The organism is Kouleothrix sp. (genome assembly GCF_046328425.1).
GTDB lineage: Bacteria > Chloroflexota > Chloroflexia > Chloroflexales > Roseiflexaceae > Kouleothrix.
Genome location: NZ_JAXLWP010000015.1, coordinates 31,187 through 53,956, shown reverse-complemented (window position 1 = coordinate 53,956; position 22,770 = coordinate 31,187). Strand labels below are relative to the sequence as shown.

At 67.7% G+C, this 22,770-nt stretch carries 22 protein-coding genes and 1 pseudogene; 9 read left to right on the top strand and 14 right to left on the bottom strand.

The genetic code is table 11. From position 1 onward, the window contains the following. Nucleotides 1–102 precede the first annotated feature (102 nt). Both U0177_RS15145 and U0177_RS15140 read left to right on the top strand, forming a co-directional pair. A complete protein-coding gene (locus tag U0177_RS15145; protein WP_409571483.1) occupies nucleotides 103–336 on the top strand; it encodes a hypothetical protein in 234 nt (77 codons plus the stop codon). After that, complete coding sequence (locus tag U0177_RS15140) at nucleotides 257–961, top strand: LLM class flavin-dependent oxidoreductase (protein WP_409571593.1); 705 nt, start codon at nucleotides 257–259, stop codon at nucleotides 959–961. Before U0177_RS15145 ends, U0177_RS15140 begins: the two co-directional genes overlap by 80 nt. A 1-nt stretch (nucleotide 962) precedes the next feature. Here the strand turns inward: U0177_RS15140 and U0177_RS15135 are convergent, their stop codons facing one another. The 3 genes and pseudogenes from U0177_RS15135 to U0177_RS15125 all read right to left on the bottom strand — a co-directional run bounded on the left by U0177_RS15135 (nucleotide 963) and on the right by U0177_RS15125 (nucleotide 2,074). Then, the gene (locus tag U0177_RS15135) at nucleotides 963–1,274 is read right to left on the bottom strand and encodes a hypothetical protein (protein ID WP_409571596.1); all 312 of its coding nucleotides are present in this window, start codon (nucleotides 1,272–1,274) and stop codon (nucleotides 963–965) included. After that, a pseudogene (locus tag U0177_RS15130) lies at nucleotides 1,192–1,731 on the bottom strand (PfkB family carbohydrate kinase); the annotation flags it as partial. The pseudogene U0177_RS15130 and the gene U0177_RS15135, both read right to left, overlap by 83 nt. Before the next feature lie 43 nt (nucleotides 1,732–1,774). Continuing rightward, on the bottom strand, nucleotides 1,775–2,074 hold the full coding sequence (locus U0177_RS15125; RefSeq protein WP_409571482.1) for a hypothetical protein: 300 nt from the start codon (nucleotides 2,072–2,074) through the stop codon (nucleotides 1,775–1,777). A 216-nt stretch (nucleotides 2,075–2,290) separates the two neighbouring features. Between U0177_RS15125 and U0177_RS15120 the strand changes: the two genes are divergently transcribed. The 5 genes from U0177_RS15120 to U0177_RS15100 all read left to right on the top strand — a co-directional run bounded on the left by U0177_RS15120 (nucleotide 2,291) and on the right by U0177_RS15100 (nucleotide 6,418). Beyond that, nucleotides 2,291–3,385, top strand: a complete 1,095-nt coding sequence (locus U0177_RS15120) for a diguanylate cyclase (RefSeq protein WP_409571481.1) — start codon at nucleotides 2,291–2,293, stop codon at nucleotides 3,383–3,385. Between the two features lie 162 nt (nucleotides 3,386–3,547). Further along, nucleotides 3,548–4,021 (top strand): hypothetical protein, encoded by a 474-nt coding sequence (locus U0177_RS15115; RefSeq protein ID WP_409571480.1) that lies wholly within the window; start codon nucleotides 3,548–3,550, stop codon nucleotides 4,019–4,021. 2 nt (nucleotides 4,022–4,023) lie between these two features. Further along, the gene (locus tag U0177_RS15110; RefSeq protein WP_409571479.1) at nucleotides 4,024–5,319 is read left to right on the top strand and encodes an HD-GYP domain-containing protein; all 1,296 of its coding nucleotides are present in this window, start codon (nucleotides 4,024–4,026) and stop codon (nucleotides 5,317–5,319) included. Nucleotides 5,320–5,515: 196 nt separating this feature from the next. Continuing rightward, nucleotides 5,516–5,935, top strand: coding sequence for a hypothetical protein (locus U0177_RS15105; RefSeq protein WP_409571478.1), 420 nt, complete (start codon nucleotides 5,516–5,518; stop codon nucleotides 5,933–5,935). Between the two features lie 102 nt (nucleotides 5,936–6,037). After that, entirely contained in the window at nucleotides 6,038–6,418 is a 381-nt protein-coding gene (locus tag U0177_RS15100; RefSeq protein ID WP_409571477.1) for a hypothetical protein, read from the top strand. Between the two features lie 120 nt (nucleotides 6,419–6,538). On the opposite strand, the gene U0177_RS15095 is transcribed toward U0177_RS15100, so the two are convergent. After that, on the bottom strand, nucleotides 6,539–7,753 hold the full coding sequence (locus U0177_RS15095) for a cytochrome P450 family protein (RefSeq protein ID WP_409571476.1): 1,215 nt from the start codon (nucleotides 7,751–7,753) through the stop codon (nucleotides 6,539–6,541). 134 nt (nucleotides 7,754–7,887) lie between these two features. Between U0177_RS15095 and U0177_RS15090 the strand changes: the two genes are divergently transcribed. Continuing rightward, on the top strand, nucleotides 7,888–8,496 hold the full coding sequence (locus U0177_RS15090; RefSeq protein WP_409571475.1) for a TetR/AcrR family transcriptional regulator: 609 nt from the start codon (nucleotides 7,888–7,890) through the stop codon (nucleotides 8,494–8,496). A 7-nt stretch (nucleotides 8,497–8,503) separates the two neighbouring features. Here U0177_RS15090 and U0177_RS15085 read toward each other — a convergent pair whose 3' ends face one another. The 4 genes from U0177_RS15085 to U0177_RS15070 form a co-directional block, all read right to left on the bottom strand. Next, the gene (locus U0177_RS15085) at nucleotides 8,504–9,901 is read right to left on the bottom strand and encodes a glycosyltransferase (RefSeq protein WP_409571474.1); all 1,398 of its coding nucleotides are present in this window, start codon (nucleotides 9,899–9,901) and stop codon (nucleotides 8,504–8,506) included. 73 nt (nucleotides 9,902–9,974) lie between these two features. Continuing rightward, on the bottom strand, nucleotides 9,975–11,228 hold the full coding sequence (locus tag U0177_RS15080; protein WP_409571473.1) for an ABC transporter ATP-binding protein: 1,254 nt from the start codon (nucleotides 11,226–11,228) through the stop codon (nucleotides 9,975–9,977). A gap of 26 nt (nucleotides 11,229–11,254) precedes the next feature. Next, entirely contained in the window at nucleotides 11,255–13,099 is a 1,845-nt protein-coding gene (locus tag U0177_RS15075; RefSeq protein ID WP_409571472.1) for an ABC transporter permease, read from the bottom strand. After that, a complete protein-coding gene (locus U0177_RS15070; protein WP_409571471.1) occupies nucleotides 13,087–14,931 on the bottom strand; it encodes a polysaccharide deacetylase in 1,845 nt (614 codons plus the stop codon). The genes U0177_RS15075 and U0177_RS15070 overlap by 13 nt, the downstream gene beginning before the upstream one ends. 275 nt (nucleotides 14,932–15,206) lie before the next feature. Here U0177_RS15070 and U0177_RS15065 point away from each other — a divergent pair, with 275 nt between their 5' ends. Then, nucleotides 15,207–17,171, top strand: coding sequence for a hypothetical protein (locus tag U0177_RS15065; protein WP_409571470.1), 1,965 nt, complete (start codon nucleotides 15,207–15,209; stop codon nucleotides 17,169–17,171). A 19-nt stretch (nucleotides 17,172–17,190) separates the two neighbouring features. Here the strand turns inward: U0177_RS15065 and U0177_RS15060 are convergent, their stop codons facing one another. From U0177_RS15060 to U0177_RS15035, 6 genes are all read right to left on the bottom strand, one after another. Continuing rightward, nucleotides 17,191–17,505 carry a putative signal transducing protein gene (locus U0177_RS15060; protein ID WP_409571469.1) on the bottom strand — a complete coding sequence of 105 codons (315 nt, stop codon included), beginning with the start codon at nucleotides 17,503–17,505 and terminating at the stop codon, nucleotides 17,191–17,193. A 281-nt stretch (nucleotides 17,506–17,786) separates the two neighbouring features. Then, nucleotides 17,787–18,758, bottom strand: a complete 972-nt coding sequence (secF, locus tag U0177_RS15055) for a protein translocase subunit SecF (RefSeq protein ID WP_409571468.1) — start codon at nucleotides 18,756–18,758, stop codon at nucleotides 17,787–17,789. 96 nt (nucleotides 18,759–18,854) lie between these two features. After that, nucleotides 18,855–20,252 (bottom strand): protein translocase subunit SecD, encoded by a 1,398-nt coding sequence (secD, locus tag U0177_RS15050; RefSeq protein WP_409571467.1) that lies wholly within the window; start codon nucleotides 20,250–20,252, stop codon nucleotides 18,855–18,857. Between the two features lie 132 nt (nucleotides 20,253–20,384). Then, entirely contained in the window at nucleotides 20,385–20,840 is a 456-nt protein-coding gene (locus U0177_RS15045; protein ID WP_409571466.1) for a vitamin K epoxide reductase family protein, read from the bottom strand. 73 nt (nucleotides 20,841–20,913) lie between these two features. Further along, entirely contained in the window at nucleotides 20,914–21,642 is a 729-nt protein-coding gene (locus U0177_RS15040) for a DsbA family protein (RefSeq protein ID WP_409571465.1), read from the bottom strand. Further along, complete coding sequence (locus U0177_RS15035; RefSeq protein ID WP_409571464.1) at nucleotides 21,639–22,163, bottom strand: N-acetyltransferase family protein; 525 nt, start codon at nucleotides 22,161–22,163, stop codon at nucleotides 21,639–21,641. Before U0177_RS15035 ends, U0177_RS15040 begins: the two co-directional genes overlap by 4 nt. Between the last annotated feature and the right edge of the window lie 607 nt (nucleotides 22,164–22,770).

The following is a 22,770-nucleotide window of genomic DNA, read 5'->3' as shown; positions in this document are numbered from 1 at the left end:
TTGTGGCTCGCGCCCGAGCCGTGCTGTTCTATGCTAGCTCGCCGCCGGTGGCAATTCCTGGCGGGCTGTGGTATTGTACCACTCGCCTTGAAAGGAAACAGCATGCAATTTGCCGTCGATATCCCGAACCATGGCCCGGCCAACGCCCCGCGGCCCAGCTTCGCCGACCCGCACTTTGTCGCCGAGCTGGCCTACGAGGCCGAGCAGGCCGGCTGGGATGGCTTTTTCATCTGGGATCATTGGCGCTGGCTGGCCCGTGGTGCTCTCCGACGTGTGGCTGATGCTGGCGGCGGTGGCGCTGCGCACGGCGTCGCTGCGCCTCCGGACCTATGGTGACGCCGCTGCCGCGCGGCCCTGGAAGCTGGCGCGCGAGGTCGCGACGCTCGATCGGCTGTCGCGCGGCCGGCTGACCCTGGGCGTCGGTATCGGCGCCGGCGATGAGTACAACGGCTTCGGCGAGCCGGGCGACGACCGGGCGCACGGCGAGATGCTCGACGAGGCCTGTGCTTTCCGGCCTGCTCAGCGGCGAGCCTTTGAGCTACACCGGCGCACACTACCGCGTCGCGAATGCGCGCTTTCTGCCGCCGCCGGCCCAGCCGCGCGTGCCGATCTGGGTGGCCGGCGTGTGGCCGGACAAAAAGCCGTTCCGCCGCGCCGCCGCCTGGGATGGCGCGTTTCCGATCAGGCGTGGCCTGCCCGAGACCGAGCAGATACCGCCCGAGGATCTGCGCGCGTCGCCGAGTATGTGCGCTCGCAGCGGCCCGCCGAGCGCCAGGCGCAGCCCTACGATCTCGTGCACGCCGGCATCACCGCCGGGCGCGATGCGGCGGCCGATCGCGATCTGGCCGAGCAGTACGCGGCGGCGGGTGTTACGTGGTGGCTCGAAAACTTCAACAACGACCGTGGCCCGATCGAAGAGCAGCGCGCCCGCATTCGCAAAGGCCCGCCGCGCCTGAGCTGAGCTACGCGTCGATCCGCTCGGCACGCACCTGCTCGTAGATCGCCGCAACCTCGGCGCGTGTTGCTGCGCCGGTGCCTGCGTGCATTGCCCGCCGCCGTGCCGCTTGCCACCCCGGCGCGCTGGCTCCTCGATTGCCATCGCGCGCGCAGGCGCCGAGCACGCCGGCCATCCAGCGCGTCGCCGGCGCCCACCGGGTTGAGCGCGCGCACCTGCTGTGCGGCCGCGCGCGGATCAGCGCGTCGCGCGCGGCCAGCAGCATGCCCTCGGCGCCCATCGACAGCGCTACCAGCTCGATCCCTTGCGCTAGAAACACCCGCGCCGCGCACGGCGGCGGCGTCGCCGTCGATCGCCTCGCCGGTCAGCTCGGCGGCCTCGTCGGCGTTTGGCTTCACCAGAAACGGCCGAGCCGCGCAGCCCGCGCGCAGCGGCGCGCTCCGCTGCTGTCGAGCAGCGCGCGCGCCGGCCGCCTGCACGAGCTCGATCAGCCGCGCGTAGAGCTCTGCCGGCGCGCCCGGCGGCAGGCTGCCGGCCATGATCCGTAGGTCGCCGGGGCGCGCGCGCTCGGCTACGCGCCTGCCGAGCGCCGCGGCTCGGCGAGGGCTAATCTGCGGGCCAGCCTCGTTGGCCTTCACGCAGCGTCGCGACGCCGCGTCGATAATGATTGTGTTGGTGCGCGTCTCGCCCGCCACGGCTGTGAAGTCGGCCGCGAAGCCCAGGGCGTGCAGCCCTTGCGTCAGCATCGCGCCGGCTGCGCCGCCGGCAAACCCCATGATCACCGTCTCGTCGCCCAGCGCGCGCAGCGCCCCGATACATTTACACCCTTGCCGTCAAGGTCCAGCGCGACTCGCTGGCGCGAACCATTTCGTCGAAGACGATCGCCGGCACGGTGAGCGTGCGGTCGAGCGCGGGGTTGGGCGTTATCGTGTAGATCATCCTGGCTCCTGTGCTTTTTGCAGGCAAATCAATACCGGAAATGACCGATCCATGGTACTTCGCTTTCTTTTGTGCTGAGATTTTGGCGCTTTGCGCCAAAATCTCAGCACCATCCATGAAAGGTACAGCTCTGCCGAAGGCAAAAACGCGCACCGCGTAAGTTCTGTTATTGAGTTGCACGACGTGGCTTTACCACGTCGTGCAACTCAATCTATACGTGATCAAGCGAATAGCGTATCATACCAAATTCGGCTGATCACTTGCTGTGCAGAAAGTGATTAAACGCAGTTGGCGTAATTCGCCAGCGCGCCAAGCCGGCGCTAGCGCGGCGATACAAGCGGTGCTATAATCGTAAAGGGATCGTACCCTGGCAGCTTACCACGTCGTAGGAAAGCCTTGGATCCGTCAAACATCACAACATCGCAGCTCCTCGCGATCCTCGATATCACGCGCCGGCTCGCCGATCAGCGCATGGTGCAGCCGCTGGCGCACTATGTCGCCGCCACTGTTTTCGAGCTTGTGCCGGCCGAGCGCTGCCTGATTGTGCTGTTTGGCGAAGGCGGCGCCATGCAGGTCGAGATCGCGCTCGACCGCCAGGGCAAGCCGCTTGATATCGCCAATGACCAGATCAGCCACTCGATCCTCGATCGCGTGCGTGCGACGCTCTCGCCCCTGCTGGTGAACAACGCCCTCGACGACAACACCTTCAAGGCCGCGCGGAGCGTGCGCGCCCTGGGCCTGCGCTCGGTGATGTGCGCGCCGCTGGTGTCCTACGGCAGCGCCGTCGGCGCGATCTATGTCGAGAACCGCTCCATCCGCGGGCGTTTCCACGAAGATAGCCTGATGCCGCTGGTGCTGCTGGCCAACCAGGTGACGGTAGCGCTCGAAAATACGCGCATGGTCGAGCGCCTGGAGGCCCAGGTGACCGAGCGCACCCGCGCGCTTGAAGATGCCAATGCGCTGCTACGGCGCCAGGCCGCCGAGCTACATCAGCAAAGCATTCTCGATAGCCTGACGGGCCTGTACAACCGCCGCTACTTCACCGCGCAGCTGCCGCAAATGCTGTACGCCGCCAGCCGCTATGGCCGCCCGCTGACGCTAGCGCTGCTCGATATCGACCACTTCAAGCAGATCAACGATACGTTCTACCATGCCGGTGGCGACCGCGTGCTGGTGGCGATTGCCGAGCTTTTGCGCAGCCATATGCGCGCCGCCGATAGCCTGGCCCGTATCGGCGGCGAAGAGTTCGCGGTGATCCTGCCCGAAACGGCCAGCGACGCGGCGTGGCAGGTCGTCGAGCGGCTGCGCGTGCTGGTCGATACGTTCAGCTGGGACACGATCGCCCCCACCCTGCGTGTCACTATTAGCGCGGGCGTGGCCCAAGCCCACGACGACGACAGCATCGATACGCTACTCCACCGCGCCGATATTCAGCTCTACGAAGCGAAACGCGCCGGCCGCAATCGCGTTGCCAGCCCGGCGGCGGCTTGAGCTTCGTCGCACCTCGCGCATCCCCCTTTCGCTAGCACCAGGGCATACCCGCGCCATACCATGGTATCGGAATGGTAAAAGAAACGTTTATACTATGCGCAGAACATCATTTCGTGCTCCGTGGCTCGCAACAATCTCCATTACATTGAAAAAGGAACGACCATGAGCCATCTGGTTCTGCTCGCTGTGCGCCGCATCTGGTTCGTGCGCCTGTTTGCCGTGTGCTGCGCCGCGCTGCTGGCGCTAGGTGCGCCGCTCACCGGGCACGCCACCGTGACGGGCTGCCGCGGCGATCCCATGCTGGTGCTTGGGCACTTCGCCTTGCAGTCAAGCGTCGACATCGCCGCCGATATCGAGGCTGTCGACCGGGTGGAGTATGTGTATTATTTGCCGCAAGACACGAATATTGCTGTATTTTATGATGATACGGCGCTTGCGGCCAAAGAGACAGTGACGATCATCCGCCAGCCCGGCTTGCTGAACGCGCGCGTCGTCATCACAGTATCGCTCAAGCCAGGGCTGGCACCTGTAGGGGTAGCGGCTACCACCACGTTTATCAACAACAACACCGGCGCCAGTGGCACGCGAACCGTATCGGGTCTGAGCGGGCAGCCACTCACGATAGCAGCGCGCTGACGATGCTGCTCAAACTGCAGAATAAGCTTCCCCAGCCGGCGATTGCGTTGATCCTCAGCACCGGCACACTGGCCTTGATCTGGCAGCTACGCGGCGCACTCCTGAGCCAACTTGCGCACCTCGGCCCACGCAGCCTGCTGCTGCTCGCGCTAGTGGCGAGCGCGGTCGCTGCCAGCTCGATCACCATTCATATTTCATACCATACCAAAACCAGCTTTAGCGGTGCCTTGCTGTACCTGATCGCCGTGTGGTTCGAGCCGGCCGTGGCTATGCTGGCGATTGGCCTTGTTATACTCTGTGCGCTGCTGATCCATCGCCGCGCTCGCTGCTTGTTGTGGGTTGATATTCTTACCGACGCCAGCCGCCAGGCGCTGGCTGGCTTCGCGGCGGCGGCGGCGCACGATCTGCTGCTGGATTTTCCATTCGATCTGGCGCGGCTGGGCCTGCCGGCGGCGATCTTTCTGCTCGGCGATCTATTCAGTATGCCACTGCTGATCGCGCCAATGAGCGGCGCCCGGCCATGGCACGTGCTGCGGCTCAACGCCGCCAGCATCCTCCAAGTCGATGGCGCACAGTACATGGTTGCCGTGCCCCTGGCCGCCATAGGGCTGTACGCCCCCAGCCTGCTGCCGCTGCTTGCGGCGCCTTTTGTGATCATCTACCGCGTGTTTCTGCGTCACTATCACCTGCAAGACAGCACGCGCACGCTGCTTGAGAACATGGCCGATACGATCGACCTGCGCGATCCGTACACCGGCGGCCATTCGCGGCGCGTGGCCGAGAACACCGCCAAGATCTTGAAGCAGCTTGGGATCGAGGGGCACGACGCCAACCTGATTGTGACGGCCGCACGCATTCACGATATCGGCAAAATCGGCGTGCCCGACGCAATTCTGAACAAGCCTGGCTCTCTCACCGACGCGGAGCGGCTGGTCATGGAGCAGCATCCGGTGCTGGGTGCCGACCTGCTGCAGCGCTACCCCGATTTCGCGCGCGGCGTTGCGATTGTGCGCCACCATCACGAGCGTGTCGACGGCAAAGGCTACCCCGATGGGCTGCGCGACGACGAGATCCCGTTTGGCTCAAAGGTGATCGCAGTTGCCGATACGTGGGACGCACTGACCAGCGATCGCCCGTATCGCCAGGGGCTGGCGCCCGAGTGCGCGGCGCAGATTCTGTACCGCGGCCGCGGCGTCCAGTGGCGCGCGGAGATTGTCGACGCGCTGCTGGAGGCGCTGGACCAGGGAGCGCTGGCCAGCAACCTTCCGTCGGCGCTTGATGAGCCGGTGCCTGCTTGATCTCGGGGCTGTTTGGTCGGCAGGGGCGTAGTCTCTCGAATCTCAGCGTGGCGGGCGCTGCAATGCTCCGGGCGTATTTCGCCTGGATCTATTGCGAGTTAGATGCCAAATTGCCGCCCAACCGTTTGTTCGTTGCGGCGCGCGATCGGCTATAGTAGTACAGTGCTATCGCCAGACTTGCCTGAGAGGTTGCCCCGTGCCTTCAACACCCACGTCCCCACATGTTCCCGCGCTTACCGCCGCACACCAGCAGCAGCTGCGCGAGCTGATCGAGTCGCTCGGCGCGCTTGGCCGGCCCGACACCGAGCTGGCGCTACTGGCCCGGCTGGCCGACGACATGCCGCGCTTACGGGTTGGGCTTCCCGGCGGGTTGCGGCGCATGCTCGAGCAGCTGGATGCCAACGAAGAGGCGCTGGCTGTGGCGCTGCGCGATCTGCAGGCGGCGGCGCAGGAGCTCGACGCGGGCATGTTGCCGGCCGTACACCTGCTCGACGCGGCGCGGCTGCAGGCGTGGGCCGAGGCGGCGCACGCGCTGGCGCAGCTGGCGGCCGAGGCTGCGCTGCGGGCGCAGCAGCGCGCCGAGCTACTCGGGCGCTGCGAGTGGGCCGAGCAGTAGGCCGGCCGCGCGCGGGCGCCGGGCGCGGGGTGGCACGATTGTTGGTATGTGCTCGGCATCGGCCGCGCAGAGCGGCGCGGCGCGTGTTGAAAGGCAACCAGCATGAGCGAGCACGAGCGCGGCGCAACGCGCCTTTTCGATCCGTACGAGCCTGGCGAAGTGCAGCTGGGCGGCAAGGCCCAGGCCAAGACATCGTTTGGCGAGCCGAGCGAGGGGCTGTTTAGCGGCCCCGGCGACGGCACGATCGGCGGAGTTGGCGAGAAGCTGCTAGAGCAGCGCCACCAGCAGCGCGAGCGCGACGAGGACAATAGGCTTTCTGATGAAGAGGGTGGCTTCACCGCCGGCACCAACAGCGATATTGCCGGGCAGCTGCCGCGCGGCCAGGGCGCGCAGGTCGCGGGTACAGCGGGCGGTATTGGCGCCGATGACGTGGGCGGGATGGGCTCTGGCACCGGCCGGCGCAACGACGACAAAGCGCGCTAATGCCGGGCGCGCCGCGCCAACGGTGACAGTGGCAAAAATACTTACAGCGAAGGCACGAAGGGGCGATACACACCACCTTCGTGCCTTTGTTGATCCCATGCTTCAGAGCGAGCGGCTGCGCTACGCGCCATGGCTTACTGGCAGCTCCTCGAGGCCGCGCACCAGCATGCTCGGGCGGTAGCTCAACGTCTCGGCTGGCACCGCAAGCCGCAGGTTTGGCATGCGCGCGAACAGCGTGCCGATCGCGATCTGGCCCTCGAGACGCGCCAGCGGCGCGCCCAGGCAGTAGTGAATGCCGAGGCCGAACGCCAGGTGCTGCTTGATCTGGCGTGTGATGTCCAGGTCGTCGGCGCGCTCGAACTGCGCCTCGTCGCGGTCGGCCGATCCGAGCACCACCAGCACGCGCTCGCCGCGCGCGATCGGCTGGCCGTTTAGCACCAGATCCTCGCGCGCGAAGCGCATTGTCGACGTTTCGACCGGGCCGTCGTAGCGCAGAAACTCTTCGACAGCCGACTTGATCAGCGCTGGCTCGCGCAGCAGCAGGTCGCGCTGGTCGGGGTGCGTCAGCAGCGCCAGCACGCCATTGGCGATCAGGTTCACTGTAGTCTCGTGGCCAGCCACAATCAGCAGGAAGATCATGGCGATTAGCTCGTTCTGGCTGAGCTTGTCGCCCCCGTCTTCGCCCTGCACCAGCGCGCTCACCAGGTCGTCGCCGGGCTGGGCGCGGCGGCGCGCCACCAGCTCGAGGATATAGCGGCCGAAGGCCATCAGCGCGGCCTGGCGCTGCGGGTCGCCCGGCGTCATGGTCTCGTTGTTCACCACAATGTTCGACCAGACGCGGAACTGGTGCCGATCTTGCGGCGGCACGCCCAGCATCTCCGAGATCACCAGAATCGGCAGCGGGAACGTGTAGGCGCCGAGCAGGTCAAATGTCGGCTCGTGCGCGGCGGCATCGAGCAGCTCGTCGGCGATCTGCTGGATGCGTGGCCGCAGCTCTTCGATCCGTCGCGGCGTAAAGGCCGCCGACACCAGCGCCCGCAGCCGGGTGTGATCCGGCGGATCGCTGAAGAGCATGTTGCGATTGATGAACTCGAACGTGCGCGCGTCTTCGGGCAGCTGCGCCATCTGCTCGGGCGTTAGCGCGTTGTGGTAGTCCTTGACGAAGCGATCGTCCTTCAGCACTGCCAGCACGTCGGCGTAGCGCGTGACGATCCACATCCGCTCGTTGTTCGAGAGCGTGTACGGGTACACCGGCGCGCTCTCGCGCATGCGCGCATATGCGGCATAGGCATGCGGCTTGAAGCTCGCGCTGGCTATGTTCTGTTGCTGTAGCATTATACATTCCTCCTTGTTTTGCAACATGGTGTTGAATAAACAACAATTTGTTGCTAAAATAGCCTAACACCCGGTGGAGGCACTGTCAAGAAACAGAGCCGCAAAAACGTCGTGTATGCAACAGTGGGGGGAAAATGTCGCAGAACTCGCCGGCCGAAGACCTACGCGTGCAGCGAACGCGCAAGCTGCTGCGCGAGGCGCTGATCGACCTGACGACCGAAAAAGGCTTTGCGGCCCTGACGGTGCAGGACATTACCGAGCGGGCGATGGTGAACCGCGCGACGTTCTACCGGCACTATGAAGATAAGTACGACCTGGCGATGTCGACGATCGGCGAGGTATTGGCCGATCTGAAGCTGCCCGAGGACTCGCCGCCGCTGGACGAGCAGGCGCACGACCAGCCGGCGGCCGCGCTGGTAAGCTTGTTCGAGCACATGGCCGCGCACTTCAAGTTCTACCGGACGATGCTGGGGAAGGACACTTTTCCGCAGCTGGAGTGGCGGATTCGCGGCCATGTCGAGGAGCTGATGCGCCAGCGGCTAGCGGCAGCCGGCTATGATCAGCGGCAGACGCGGCTGCCGTTCGACCTATGCATGAGCGCGACAGTCAGCATGGCGATCGGGGTGATCAAGTGGTGGATCGAGCAGAAGATGCCCTACAGCCCGCAGCAGATGGCGCTGTGGCTGCCGCAGCTCAATATTCTTGGCTTGCAGTACGCATTGGGCGACGACGGCGCCGGGTAGGGGCGCGTCAGCGTTTGAGCAGCCGCCGGATGCGCGCGGCGAGGCTTTGCTCGTGCTGCCGGAGCGCGGCGGCGGCGCGCGCGTACTCGGCCTCGACGTGGCGCACATAGCGCTCGTGCTCGTCGAGTGCGGCCTCGAGCCTGGCGGTGTGGGGGCTGGCGGCCGGCGCGCTAGCCGGTACGCGGCGCGGGTTTGCGCAGAAGGCTGCCAATGGCCGGGCGACTTTTTCCCACGTCCACTCCTCGGCGTAGCTGGTTGCGGCGGCGCGCATGGCCTGGCGACGGGCCGGGTCGCGATCCAGCGCGCGCAGCGCCGCCACCCATGCCTCCAGGTCGTCGGGCGGCAGCAGCGTGGCGCAGCCGGCGCGCGCGAACGCTTCGCCCAGGCTGTCGCCTGCGGTACACAGCACCGGCAGGCGCGCCCACAGGTAGTCGAGCAGGCGCGTGCGAAAGGCGAAGTGCGTCTCGATGCCGGGCAGGTGCGCCGACACGCCGAGATCGGCGTCGGCCAGCAGCGCGCCGCGCTCGGCGTAGGGCACCCAGCGATCGAGAAACACCACCGAGCGGTCGAGCACGCCCAGATCGGCGGCCAGCGCCTGGGCCGCAGCGCGGTTGCGGGTGGTGAATGGTGCGCCGTGCGGGTTGGGGCGGGCGCCGGCGAAGAACACCAGCCGCAGGCGCGGGCACTCGTCGCGCAGCGCGGCGGCGGCGCGCACCAGCACCTGCGGGTCGAACCAATCCCACAGGCCGCCGGCCCACAGCGCGATCAGGTCGTGCGGGCCAAGCGCGGAGTGCGTGCCGCGCAGCGCCGGGGTGGCGGGCGGCGGTGGCGGCGCGGGGTCGATCCCCGAGGGCACCAGGCCGACCAGGCCGAGCAGCTCGCGGTCGGTGGCGCGCGCTGTAGCCGGGTTGATGCGGCCCACGCCGGTGAGCGCGCCGAGCCAGTAATCGCGCTGGGCGGCGGTGGCGCAGAAAAAGAAATCGCCGCGGCGCAGCTGTGCCTCGGTGAGCGCCTGGTAGCGCGCGTGCTGGGCCTCGGCGGCGGCTATGTCGGCGCTGGCGTACAGCTCGAGGCCTTCGATGATCAGCGGGTCGTAGAGGTCGACCGCCAGCGGCAGATCGGCGGCCAGCAGCTCGGGGTGGTGCTCGAAGGCGAAGCCCTGGCCCACCAGCACATCGGCAGCGGCGAGCGCAGGCGCGAGCGCGCCGGCCTGCCCGAGGCGGTAGGGCAGCGCGCGGACGGACGGGCTGGGCGGGGGCGTAGCGCTGTCGGGCGCGGCCAGCGTCACATCGCACTGGGCGGCCAGCGCGTGCGCCAACTCCCAGGCGCGAATGCCCGGCCCGGCCATGTCGGGGCCGACGACGTCGGTGCTGACGAACAGGACGCGATTGCGTGGCTGGGGCATAGGCTTCATTCAGACTGCCTGCGGCAGCGCCAAAATCGGAACATCATGAACGAAAAGCACCGCGTTGCTCGTGTTATTCAATAGTTGTTTTTGGGCCTGCGCCGGGCTGGCTCCAGCGCCAGGTGTGCGGAATCGCGAACATACCATAACGATCGCGCGCGTTATCGCTCTGCACGATCAGGCGGAAGCGGCGGTCGTGGACGTCGTAGGCGTGCAGCTCACTCTGGTCGTGTACAGCCGCGCTGAGCAGGTAGCGCCCCGCCAGCAGTGGCAGCGCCGGGATGTTGAAGTCGACATAACCTTCGCCTTCGATCCGCGCAATCTCGACATGGTCGAAGTGGGTGTTTGGGCCATAGATCCACACGCCATTCTCGTGGTGGATGGCCATGCCGAACACCGGGCGCGCGACCGGCTGGTGCGCGAAGTAGTGCATGCGCAGTGTCAGCGGCGCGTGCGTCTGGAACACCAGCCGTTCGTGGCCTTCGGCGTCGAGCAGCTCGACGCGGGTGATCTCGACCTCGCGGGTGCCGTGGCGGTTGCCGACGCCCTCCTCGGCCACGGCTGACTGGCCAAGCGCCTGGGCCTGCTCGCGGCGGTTCACATCGGCCAGGTAGGCGTCGATCACCGTGCCGGCCGGGCCGGCCGCGCGTGGCGCGCCGTGGTCGAGCCAGACCGCCTGGTCGCACAGGGCGCGCACGGTATCGAGCGCGTGCGACACAAAGATGATCGTCTTGCCGAGCTGCCGGAAGCGGTAGATCCGATCCATGCACTTGCGCTGAAACGCCTCGTCGCCGACGGCGAGCACCTCGTCGGTGATCAGGATCTCGGGGTCGACAGCGGTAGCGACGGCGAAGGCCAGGCGCGTATACATGCCCGACGAGTAGTGCTTCACCTCCATGTCGATGAAGCTGCCGATCTCGGCGAACTCGACGATCTCGGGCAGCTTGGCGCGCATCTCGCGGCGGCTGAAGCCCAGCAGCGAGCCGTTGAGGAACACATTCTCGCGCCCGCTCAGCTCGGGATGGAAGCCGCTGCCAAGCTCGAGCAGCGCAGCGACGCGGCCGTTCAGGCGCACGCGGCCGCTGCTAGGCTCGAGGATGCGCGTCATCAGCTTGAGCGCGGTGCTCTTGCCGGCGCCGTTGTGGCCCACCAGGCCGAGGCTTTCGCCCCTGGCCACGCGGAAGCTCACGTCGCGCAGCGCCCAGAACTCCTCGCCGCGCGGCTGGCGGCGCAGGATGCGGGCAAAGCGACCCTGGATGGTATCTTGGCGCTCGCGGTTGATCACGAAGCGCTTGCTGACGTTTTCGAACTCGATAACGTTGGTCATTCGCTGCGCACATTCCTTCGCTGCGATCAGATGTCTTCGCCAAACGAGCCGCTGCGGCGCTGGAAGAACCAGTAGCCCGCCGCGAGGATGATCACGGCGGTGACGAGCACGCGCAGCACGCTGGTGAGCGCGGGCAGGCCGGGCGTAGGCACATTTGGCGCGGCCACGGCCTGGCCGTACAGCACCTCGCGGTAGAACTCGATCAGCGAAGCCATTGGGTTGAGCCAGCGCACGACGATCGCCAGCGGTAGGCCGAAGACAGTGCTGTTGAACGAGTCGATCGAGTAGACCACCGGCGTGAGGAAGAACCAGAACTGCATAAGGATGCCGATCAGGTGCACGAAATCGCGGAAGCGCACCGCCAGCGCGCTTGTCAGCAGTGCCAGCCCGGCCAGCAGGATGCTCTGGATGATCAGCAGCACCGGCAGGTAGGCGAACGTCCAGGCGAAGTTCAGCCGGCCGAGCGTGCCGAGCTGCACCAGCAGCATCAGCAGAAACATCATGGGCAGCGAGAGCGCGTAGTTTAGCAGGCTCGAGAGCACGCTCACCAGCGGCAGCACCTCGCGCGGGAAGAACACCTTCTTGATCAGGTTGGCGTTGTCGATGACACTGCGCGCGCCGCCCATCACCGCCTCGTTGCAGAAGTTCCAGGCCAGCAGGCCGATGATCAGGAAGATCGGGAACATGCTGATCGACGACGAGAGCAGCCGGCTGAACACGAACCAGAACACCAGCATCAGCAGCAGCGGCGCGAGCTGCGTCCACAGGTAGCCGAGCGCGCTGCCTTTGTAGCGCACGCGCATGTCGCGCAGCACCAGGTTGCCGATCAGCTCGCGGTAGGCCCACAGCTCGCGCAGCTTGGGCATCACGCCGGCGCTACGGTCGACGGCGACGCCGATTGCGCCGAACACCAGGCCCACCAGCGCCGCCAGCGCCAGCAGCGGCCCGATGTAGCGCGGGATCGCATCGCCGGGCGCGGCGGCGCTGGCGCGGTACACCGCCGAGGGCGTATCGGGCGCGAATGGCGTGTCGAGCAGGCGGATGGCCCGGCGGATGGCGTCGAGGCCGGCGAGCATGCGCGCCTCGGCAAGGCACTCGGGCGCGGCGCGCTCTTTCACCGCCAGCTCGGCGCGGCAGCTCAGCCCGGCGGCGCGGATACGCGCCTGCAGCGCCGGCAGGTCGACCTTGCTCAGCTCGACGTCGCGCACTTCGAGCGCGCGCGCCAGGTCGGCGCGGGTCTCGGCGTCGAGCTGCTCGACGGTAATGCGGCGCGTGTCGGGGTCGGGCGGCTTGCTGAGCGGGAAGGCCGCGTTCAGAAAGATCGCGCGCAGCTCGGCCTCGAATGGCGTGGTTGGCGCGCCGCCGCCGCCGAGCGCGTTCACCAGGTACGAGCCGGTGAGCACGCGAAACACCTCGCGCCCGCCGGCCGCGCGGATGCTGCGGGCCATGGCCTCAGCCGCGTCGTTGGCCAGCTGCTGGGCCTCGGCGGGCGTGCGGCCCACTGCCGTCACGCCGATGCTGCCGTCGGGCTGTGGCTGGTAGCGCGCGCCCAGCGTTGGCGAGCCAAGCTCGGGGTAGCGCGGCGCGTCGCCGGCAGGCAGAAAGCGCACCAGCTCGATCGCGATCGCCTCGACCGCGCGGTAGTCGTCGTTGGGCTGGCCGCTGCTGAGCAGCCCGCCGCGGTGGCGCGCGTCGGCCTGCACGCTGGCGCTGCTGGTGTAGATCAACGGCTGCGCCAGAATGCGCGGCGCAGCGGTGACGAGCGCGCCAGCGGTGCACAGCAGCAGCCAGAGCCACTGGTACGTGCGCAGCGGGCCGCGCTGGCGCACCAGCGCGCTGGCCCAGCGGCCGGGAAGGGCTACGCGGGCCATGCTTGCACCTCCACCGCTTGCCCGGCGCGGAGCGTCAGTGTCAGGGTGTCGCCGCGAACCGCGAACCACGATCCGGCGGCCTCGCCGTTCGCGAGCGTTTTTGCCGGCGCAAAGGGCAGCCTGAGCACAAGCCCTGCAAGCGGCTGCTGGGCGTGATTGCTGATGATCACATGCAGTGGCGGACCTGCGCCCTGGCTCTCGGCTGCTGGCTGTTGGTTCTCGATCGTCAGCTGCGCCAGGGCCTGCTGCCAGCCGGCGATCTCGGCCAGCGGCGCGATCCAGAGCTTGCCGGCGTCGCGCTGGGCTGCGGCGGTACGCACCACCCGCGTCCACGCGGCGATCTGGTCGGCCGATGTCACTTCTTCGGTGTGCGCCCACAGGTCGATGGTGCCGCCAGCCGCGATTGTCTGGTCGATCAGCGCCAGCGCCTGGTCGGCGCTCTTGGTGGTGAGGTAGAAGTCGGGGCAGGCCAGGATGCGCTCGTGGCCTGGCACCGGCGCGCAGTGCGGGCTTTCGGGCGTGGTGATCTGGTACTGGCTTTGGCTGCGGTTGGTGCGCGTCACCGAGGTAATGCCCGCCTCCTCAAGCGCGCGCCAGCTGGCGTCGCTCATGCCGCCGCTGCCGCTCCAGGGGAACGCCAGCGAGCGCGCGGCGGCGACACCGCGCTGCCCGGCGGCGTCCTTCCAGGCGCCGAAGTCGGCGCGCCACTGCTCGGGGCTGGCGTAGCCGCCGTAGAGGTGGCTAAAGGTATGCGTCTGAATATCTTGCTTCGCCGCCAGCAGCGGCGCGATCAAGTCGCCGAAGTAGTAGTCGGGGTCGCTGGCGATGCTGCCGTATGGGTCGCTGCTGAACCAGGGGCGGCGCGACCAGTCGCTTTTCCAGCCGTTCGCCACGCTGGCCCAGCCGAATGTCGGGTCGCCCATAAATGCCTGCCGCTCGGCGTTGCCGTTCAGGAAATTATACCCGGTGGCGTAGTAGGTCGCGCGGATCGTGTAGGTGTGAAACAGCTCAAGCGTGTTGGTGATGCCCTGGCGCATGCGCATGCCGCGCACGCGTGGGTCGTCGGCGTTGTGCGGGTCGTCGGCGGCCAGCGAGCGCGAGTGCACCAGCCCGCCCATGGTCGTCTCCCAGTCGAACGAAAACGACAGCGCCGCAGCGTAGCCATCCGGCCACGGCTGCACGCTCAATGGCGCGGGCGCGGTTGCGGCCAGCGCGCTTGGCGCCGCGCCATCGACACGCGTGTGCATTGCGTCGAGATACAGCCGGTTATCGGCGGCGGGCCGCACGCGCACGCGCAGCTGCGTGGCGCCGTCTGGCGCCCGGAAGGCGGCGCGCAGCACCGACCATCCGGCAGCGCCGGGCCGCCACAGCGCCACGGGCTGCCATTCGCCGGCCGAGGTTGCAACCTCGTCGCCGGCCGCGTCGAGCCATCGGAACACCAGCTGGGCGCGCGTGTCGCCTTTCTCGGCCTGGTCGGTCAGCGCCCTGGCGGCGAAGCAGTAGCCCTGGCCGGCGCGGACGGCGATCGGCGGCGTTTCGGCGTAGTTCGCAATCCCGATCAGCTGGAGCGCGCGGTCGTCGCCGTCGAGGTCGAAGCCCTTGCCCTGGCTGGGGTGCTGCAGCTCTACGCCGCTGCTGGTGCGGTAGGCCCAGCCGGCGGCCTGGCTTGGGCTGGCCGGGTCGGGCGCGAGCGCGGCATTTGGCAGCAGCTCGGGGGCCAGCAGCGGCGCCGGCAGGCAGGCCACCTGGCGGCGCTGTGCGAGCCAGGCCAGCCCCGCAGCGGCGGCGAGCAGGCCAATCAGCGTGATTACGATTGTGGTTCTTTGGCGCATCAAAGCGGCCTATTCTAGCATACGGGTGCGGCCTTGACAACCGCTGCCGGTGTTTCGCCAAGATGCCGTACAATAGGGCGCCGGCGCTGAGCGTGGCGGATCCGGCGCGCTGGCGATGCTTGGTTCTTGGCCTAGAGGCAACACCTTTCGAATACCCAGGCCAGAGGAAGGTTGCCACAAAGCCTCAAAGACTCGAAGGTAATCGGAGGTTACGCATTCTTGGCGTCTTCGAGTCTTCGTGGCTATTTGAAAAGTATTGGCCCTAAAGGAATGCTATGGCGTCATATACCTGGCCGCAGGCGCTCGCGTGGCACGGGCGGCGCTGGAATCGATCGGCGGCGGTGATCCTGGTGGCCGGCCTGCTGGCCGGCCTGCTTGGCGCTGCGGTGCTGGCGCGCCCGTGGGCTGCGTCGATCGACGTCGGTGGCCCGCTCGATACGCCATACCTGGCCGGGTTCTACCAGCCCGAGTCGAACGACATCACCAGCTACCGCTGGGCTGGCGCCGACGCCACAGTAACCCTGCCGGCGGTTGGCCCGCTCGACGCGCTTGAGCTGCGCGTTACCGGGCACCAGGACGGCGACCGGGTCACGGTCGACGCGGGGGCTGGCCCGGCCGATGTGCGGCTGCGCGCCGGCTGGCAGTACCTGCGCGTAATCCCGCGCGCTGACCCGCTGAGCGGCGACGTGCGGGTGCGCCTGGTCTCCGACGCGGCGCCGGCAAGCGCCGCCGACCCGCGCCGGCTCGGGGTTGTGCTCGACCAGATCGTGCTGGTGGGCGCGGGCGCAGCCTCGCCGCTGCCGGCGCTTTGGCTGGGGGTGGCTGCGGCGCTGTGCGCGCTGCTGGCGCTGTGGGCTAGCCGCCGGCTGTGGGCTGCTGCGCTCGCGGGCGGGCTGTTTGCTGCGGCGGCCGGCGCCGTGCTGAGCCTGGGTGGCGGTGCCTGGCGCCCGCTGCTCGCCGGCTACGCCGCCCCGCTGGCGCTCGGGCTGGGGCTTGGCGCGCTGGTGGCGCTGGCGGCCGAGCAGGTGCTGGTGCGGCTGGCCGCGCGCGGCGCGATCGCGCTGGCGCCGCCGTGGGCGCGCGCCCTGGCGCTGTGCGCGCTGCTGGCCTTTCTGCTGCGTTTTCTTGGCCTGGCCTTCCCGCTCACCGTGCCGAACGATCTGCAGTTCTACCTGGCGCGCGCCACCATGGTCACCGAGGGCAAATTCTGGTCGCTGTTCCTGCCGAACACCGCGCTCACGCCGACGCAGTGGCACGTCGACGGCCCGGTGCCGCGCTCGCCGTTCTTCTACCTCATCACGGCGCCGTTTATGTACCTGCCCGGCAAGGGGCCGGCGCTGGCAATTGGCGCGCTGAGCAGCTTCGGCGAGGCGTGCGCTGCGCTGGCGCTGGCGCTGATCGTGCTGCACGGCCTGAAAGACGAGCGCGCCGCTGTGTTTGCCGCGCTGCTGGCCGGCGCGCACCCGCTTAGCCTGAAGCTCGCGGTGATCTGGGGGATTTTCGGCACGCTGCTGGCGCAGGCGCTGTCGCTGGTGGCGGTGGCGCTGTGGCTGTACCAGCGGCCGCGCCTGCGCGAGTGGCGCGCGCAGGCACTGGTGGCGGGCGCGTTCGCGCTAGCCTACCTGGCCTACCCCACTGGGCTGCTGTTTCTTGGGCTCACATGGGTGATCCTCGTGCTGCTGCTGGCGCTCGCGCGCGACCAGGCTGCCTGGCCGACGCTGCTGGCGGGCGTGCTGGCGGCGCTGCTGGCGCTGGCGTTGTTCTACGCCTGGCACATCCCGGCGCTGCTTACGATCACACTGCCGAAGATGCTCGGCGCTGGCAGCGACGGAGGGTTGGCCGGCGAGCTGCCGCGCGCATCGCTTACGGCCGGCGAGCTGGCGCTGGCGCTGTGGGAGCCGCTGCGCGTGCATATCGGCCTGGCGTGGCTGGCGCTGGCGCTAGCTGGTATGGCGTGCCTGGCCGCGCGCTGGCGCGGCCGCGAGGCGCGCCCGGCGACGCTGCTGCTAGCGGCCTGGGGTCTCACCTACTTGCCCACGGCGCTCGCCAACGCGCTGTTTGTCACGTTTATTCTCAAACACCTGCTGTACGCCGTGCCGGTAGCTGCGGCGCTGGGTGGAGTGGCGCTGGGCTGGCTGGCGCGGCGCGGCCGCTGGGGGCCGGCGGCTGCCTGGCTCGTGGCCGGGCTGCTGGTGCTGCAGGGAGCAGTGGCCGAGGCACTGCTGATCGCCGGGGGCTAGCTGTGCAGAAGCTTCTGCGCTATGCTTCGCCGAAATCGAGCTCGGCGAACAGGCGCGTAGCCTCTTCGGCCTGAGACGCAGGCACCCACAGGTACACCGCCGCCAGCGGGCCGCTGACAAAGCCGTACACGCTGCCGACCGTCTCGGGCTGGAGGTGGACGCCGATGCCAGCCTGTTCGAGGTAGGTGCGGGCGATCTCGGCGCGCAGCCAGCCGTCGACGCTGCCGATGCAGATTGGCCCGACGCCATCGCCGCCGCCACCTGTCGCCTCTGCCGCGCCGGCCGATTTGGCCGAAGAGGCGCCAAAGTTCAGCCATTTCAGCGAAAGATGCATAGTGCCTCCCGATCGATTGGGCGCCTATTGTAGCACATGCAGCGGTTTCGGCGAAGCCGAAGCCGCCAAACTCCAGGGCTCGTGCAACGTCTTTCGACCCCTCCCCCTACCCCTCTTCCCGCGCTCGGGAGGGGTAAGGGGGGTGAGGGCCGACTTTGTACGGGCCCTGCGCCAAACTGCAACAAAACCCCCTCTCCCAAATGCGGAAGAGGGGGCTGTGAGGCGAGGGCAAGCGCGCCTTGAAGGCATTGCCGGTATCGGCGCGGGTGCACGCCGCGCGGCTACGCGGTGGCGGCAGAGTCGCCGCGGCCAAACCACCTGCGCCACTCCTGGTTCTCCCACACCACCAGCAGCTGGGCGGCGTTGAAGATCGACGAGTAGGTGCCGCTCACCAGGCCGATCAGCAGCACCAGCACGAAGTTGCGGATGCTCGCGCCGCCAAACAGCAGCAGCGCCGTGAGCGTAAACAGCGACGTCAGCTGGGTATTGATCGAGCGCGGCAGCGTCTGCACAATACTGTGGTTCACAATTTCGTCGAACGACTCGCCGGCGCGGCGATTGATCAGGTTCTCGCGCACGCGGTCGAACACCACGATCGTATCGTGCACCGAGAAGCTGATGATCGTCAGCAGCGCGGTGAGGAACAGCGCGTCGACCTCGAGGCCGAAGAAGTAGCCGAGGATCGCGGCCACGCCCAGCACCACCAGCACATCGTGCAGCATGGCGACGATCGCGCACACGCCGTAGCGGATCGGGTGTGGTGCTTTGCGGAAGGCCAGCGTGAGGTAGATTAGAATAGCCGCGCTGGCGCCGAGCACCGCAATCACCGCGCTGCGCGTTGATTCCTGGCTAACCGTCGCGCCGACGCTCTGCACCTGCTCGCGGCGCGTAGTTGGGCCGTATTTCGCCTGCAGATCCGCGAGAATCGTGCGCTGCTGCTCTTCGCCTTTGTTTGGGTCGAGCGCTTTGGTGCGCACCAGCGCGGCCGGCAGCGTCTTGCCCTGCACGGTCACGTCGCTCAGCTGCACCACCGCGCCCTCGAAGCCCTGCGCCACAAAGATGCGCGTAATGTCGTCGGTGCTCAGGTCGCTGCGCTGGCGGTCGGGGAATTGGAACTCCCACAGCGCGCCGCCGCTGAAGTCGATGCTTGGCCGCAGCCCGCCGCCGGGTATCAGCAGAAACACCAGCCCTGGTATGATCACCAGAAGCGAGATGAGGAACCAGATATAGCGGTGCCGGACGATATTTTCCATAGTGCTGGTTACTTTCCCTTATGTGTTGGAAGGTTTGGTAGCGGCGGCATCTACGCGGCCGCTACTCGCTCTGCAACGCCGGCGCGCCCGCGGCCATCAGGCCAGGGCTTCGCGCTCGCGCTCGAGGCCGGGCGCCGACTCGAGCTCGAACATCCACGGATTCTGGGCCATGCGCAGCGGCACAATCAGCCGCAGGAATGTGCGCGTCACGGTGATCGCCGTGAACAGGCTCACCACAATGCCCAGGCCAAGCGTCAGCGCGAAGCCCTTGATAATGCTCACGCCGAAGCTATTGCCGAACAGGAACAGGATCGCGCTGGTGATCAGCGTCGAGGCGTTTGAGTCGCGGATGGCCGGCCAGGCCTCCGAGAAGCCGGCCTCGACTGCGGCGCGCAGCGACTTGCCGTGGCGCAGCTCTTCCTTGAGGCGCGCGAAGATCAGCACGTTTGCGTCGACCGCCAGGCCGATCGAGAGGATGAAACCAGCGATGCCGGCCAGCGTCAGGGTGATCGGGATCAGGCGGTAGAGCGCGAAGCTCAGCGCGGTGTAGATCAGCAGCGCCACCGTGGCCAGCACGCCGGGCAGGCGGTAGTACAGGATCATGAACAGCGCCACGATCACCAGGCCCACCGCGCCGGCCAGCAGGCTGGCGTTCACCGAGTCCTGGCCGAGCGTGGCCGACACGGTGCGGCTGGACTCGACCTGCAGCGCCACGGGCAGCGCGCCGTACTTCAGCTGAGTGAACAGGCGCTCGGCCTCGGCGCGCGTGGCGGTGGTGATCTCGCCGCTGCCGCCGATCAACGCGCTCTGAATGGTGGCGCAGCTATTCACCACATTGTCGAGCACAATGCACATGAGCTTGCCGACATTCTGGCTGGTGAAGCGCTCGAGCCGCGACGCCGAGTCGGCGTTAAACGCGAAGCCCACCGCGAACGGGTTGCGGCCGGGCGTCTGGTTATTGCCGAAGCGCGGCTGCACTTGGCTGGTATTGAGATCCTTGCCGTCGGTGATGCTCTGGTAGATCGGGCCGGTGGTGATGGTATTCGACAGCGCCTGCGTTGCCGAAAGGTCGGCCGTGCTGCTGGTGGGCGACGTCGAGCGCAGGCGCGGCGTGGGGCTGCCGCTGGTGCGCACCGTCGAGCCCTGGGCGGGCGCGTCGGCGCCGCTAAACCCCTGGCCATCGACATTGGCGATGAACTCGAGCTTGCCAGTGCCGCGCAGTGTCTCGCTTACCTGCTCGGGGTTCGTGACGCCCGGCAGCTCAACGATGATGCGATCGTTGCCCGAGAGCTGCACGATCGTTTCGCTAAGGCCGAGGCCATTGACACGCCGGTCGATCACCTGCTCGGCCGTCTGCATCACATCGCGCGCCACGCCGGTATCCTGTGCTTTCAGCAGCACCTGCGTGCCGCCCTGCAGATCGAGCCCGAGGCGCGTGCGCACATCGCGGCCCAGCCAGCGGTTATCGGGCGCAAAGTCGATCCAGAGCGCCAACGCTGTGACGATGGCTGTTAAGACTAAGAGAGTTGCTTCTCGGCTACGCACAGCTTGTTTGCCTCCATGAAGGGAAATTCGGACGGGAAATGTGTGAAAACCGGTGCATTATAGTGCCAGGTTGGGCGAATGTCAATGCGTTGCGTCGGCCTGGGCGCGGCGGCTCGCGCGCCAGTTCTGCAGCGCCGCCAGCCAGATGCCGAGGTCGAGCAGCGCCGCGACGACGCACCAGAAGCAGATCGCGCCGATCACGGCGACCTGCAGGTAGCTGAAGTAGAGCCCGGCCAGCAGCGCGATGCTGCCCAGCGCCAGCAGGATGTCGGCGAGCGACAGCCCGGCGATCGTGTCGGCGTTCAGCGCAACCAGCGCGGCCAGCAACAGCGCTGCGTAGCCAGCCACGCCAATAAACGCCACCGGCACGCCGAGCTGCACGGCGTACGCGCTGCTCTGTACCGCCTCGCAGCCGCCGCCAACCGGGCACACCAGCGCGCCGCCGCTGATGCGCTCGATCGAGAGGTAGGCTGCGTCGAGCAGGCCCAGCAGCGCCATCAGGGCGATGGCCATGCGCGGATAGGGAGAGTGTTGCATAGTGTTGTGTTCTCGGTGAGCCGATGCTGGATGGTGCGCGGCGCTCAGCACACGCCGCGCACCACGGCCGGTGCTACTTCTTGGCCGCCAGCGCCGTATCGATCGCGCCGCGCAGGTCGCTGGCGAGGTAGGCTTTGCCGTCGATCACGAACGTCGGTGTCTGGTTGACGCCGGCCTTCACCGAGGCGTCGTACGACGCCTGCACTGCCGCGCGGTACTTGCCGCTGTTGAGGCACTGCTCGAAGGCACTGGCGTCGAGCTTCAGCTGGCTGGCGTAGCCGGCGAAGATCGTGCCGGGCTGGGCGCTATTCTCCCACTGGGCCTGATTCGCGAACAGCAGGTCGTGCATCGGCCAGAAGGCGCTCTGGTCGCCGGCGCAGCGCGCCGCCTCGGCCGAGGGCACGGCGTTTTTGTGCTGGGTGAGCGGGAAGTCGTGGTACAGCCACTTGACCTTGCCGGTGTCGATGTAATCTTTGATGATTGCCGGCTCGAGCGTCACCGCGAACGAGCCGCAGGCCGGGCACTGGAAGTCGGCAAACTCGACGACCGTGACCGGTGCGTCGGCGCTGCCGCGCGAGGGCAGGCTCGCGAGCGGTATGCTGCTTTGGATGCCGCCCTTGGCGGCGTTGTCGCTCAGCGCGCTGTTGCGCAGTGTCTGGCTGTTGCTCAGCAGGAAGATCGCGCCGCCAATAGCGATCAGCACCAGAATGGCGTAGAACAGCGGCATGGGCACGCCGCTGGGCCTGGTGGGGGTGGCGCGGCCGCGCTGTGCTGGCGAGCCGCCGGTTCGCTTGTTGCTCATGGTTCGGGCCTCGCTTCTGATTCGTCGGTGGCCGCGGGCGCGTCGAGATCGGCGGCGCAGCCGAGCGGCAGGTTGGCATGCCAGAGATCGTACTGGCTGGCGGTGAAGCTGAACGCTTCGTACAGCCGGCGGGCCGCCCGATCATCCGGGCGCACCGCAGCCTGGATAAACTGGGCGCCGCGGCCCTCGGCGCGGGCGCAGGCGTAATCGAGCATGCGCGTGCCGACGCCCTGGCCGCGCGCGCCGGGGGCCAGGTAGAAATCTTCGATCACGGCGTACGCGCCCAGCTCCCATGTCGAGAGCCGGTAGTTGATTTGCAGCACCCCAATGCTGCGCCCGCCCTTTTCGGCCAGTAGAAAATCGCTGAACTGGCTGACGAGCAGCGCGTTCACGATCTCGGCGAGCGCGTCGGGGTCGGGCGCGGGGCGGCCGGTGGCGGCCACCTGGGCCTGGATCAGCGGCACCAGCAGCGGCGTGTCGGCGGGTTCGCACAGGCGAACCACCAGGGAGTTGTCGGTCATCGAAAGGCGTCCTAATCGGTTGCAAAGGCGCGGCAGCGCGCCGCTTCCTGTGCTGCATTATACCGTCCCGGCAGGGGAGCGTCAATTGTACTTTGTGGTTGGCTTCACGAGCGCTGCGCTGCGCCCCCGGCCTGCAAATTCTACTCTGGCTGAAAGAAGGCCGTGCCAGCGTCAACGTCGTATGGTCATGCCTCAGGGCAAACCGTCACCTGCCGATAGGGAGAAGGCGCGCACGATGCGCGCCCTACGGGAACGGCCGTGCCAGCGTCAACGGTGTACGGTCATGCCTCAGGGCGCCGAGTGACGTATTGGTTTGCCACGAGGCATGCACCACCGGCATCGCATCTGGAACTGCATCATTTGAGGGGCCTGGGGCTTCGCCCCAGCGCGGGAGTGCAGAGGGCGGGCGGCCGCCCTCTGCTGCGGGGCGCGGGGGCGCACAGCCCCCGCCTACCCCGACAGGGAGAAGGCGCGCAGGATGCGCGCCCTACGGGAACGGCCGTGCCAGCGTCAACGTCGTACGGTCATACCTTGGGGCGCAGAGCCCCTACGGGACAGGCCGTGCCAGCGTCAATGTCGTACGGTCATGCCTTGGGGCGCAGAGCCC

Coding starts and splice junctions, on each gene's coding strand:
- U0177_RS15145 (WP_409571483.1), top strand. CDS start 103: ATGCAATTTGCCGTCGATATCCCGAACCATGGCCCGGCCAACGCCCCG.
- U0177_RS15115 (WP_409571480.1), top strand. CDS start 3,548: ATGAGCCATCTGGTTCTGCTCGCTGTGCGCCGCATCTGGTTCGTGCGC.
- U0177_RS15110 (WP_409571479.1), top strand. CDS start 4,024: ATGCTGCTCAAACTGCAGAATAAGCTTCCCCAGCCGGCGATTGCGTTG.
- U0177_RS15100 (WP_409571477.1), top strand. CDS start 6,038: ATGAGCGAGCACGAGCGCGGCGCAACGCGCCTTTTCGATCCGTACGAG.
- U0177_RS15095 (WP_409571476.1), bottom strand. CDS start 7,753: ATGCTACAGCAACAGAACATAGCCAGCGCGAGCTTCAAGCCGCATGCC.
- U0177_RS15090 (WP_409571475.1), top strand. CDS start 7,888: ATGTCGCAGAACTCGCCGGCCGAAGACCTACGCGTGCAGCGAACGCGC.
- U0177_RS15085 (WP_409571474.1), bottom strand. CDS start 9,901: ATGCCCCAGCCACGCAATCGCGTCCTGTTCGTCAGCACCGACGTCGTC.
- U0177_RS15080 (WP_409571473.1), bottom strand. CDS start 11,228: ATGACCAACGTTATCGAGTTCGAAAACGTCAGCAAGCGCTTCGTGATC.
- U0177_RS15075 (WP_409571472.1), bottom strand. CDS start 13,099: ATGGCCCGCGTAGCCCTTCCCGGCCGCTGGGCCAGCGCGCTGGTGCGC.
- U0177_RS15070 (WP_409571471.1), bottom strand. CDS start 14,931: ATGCGCCAAAGAACCACAATCGTAATCACGCTGATTGGCCTGCTCGCC.
- U0177_RS15065 (WP_409571470.1), top strand. CDS start 15,207: ATGGCGTCATATACCTGGCCGCAGGCGCTCGCGTGGCACGGGCGGCGC.
- U0177_RS15060 (WP_409571469.1), bottom strand. CDS start 17,505: ATGCATCTTTCGCTGAAATGGCTGAACTTTGGCGCCTCTTCGGCCAAA.
- secF (WP_409571468.1), bottom strand. CDS start 18,758: ATGGAAAATATCGTCCGGCACCGCTATATCTGGTTCCTCATCTCGCTT.
- U0177_RS15045 (WP_409571466.1), bottom strand. CDS start 20,840: ATGCAACACTCTCCCTATCCGCGCATGGCCATCGCCCTGATGGCGCTG.
- U0177_RS15040 (WP_409571465.1), bottom strand. CDS start 21,642: ATGAGCAACAAGCGAACCGGCGGCTCGCCAGCACAGCGCGGCCGCGCC.
- U0177_RS15035 (WP_409571464.1), bottom strand. CDS start 22,163: ATGACCGACAACTCCCTGGTGGTTCGCCTGTGCGAACCCGCCGACACG.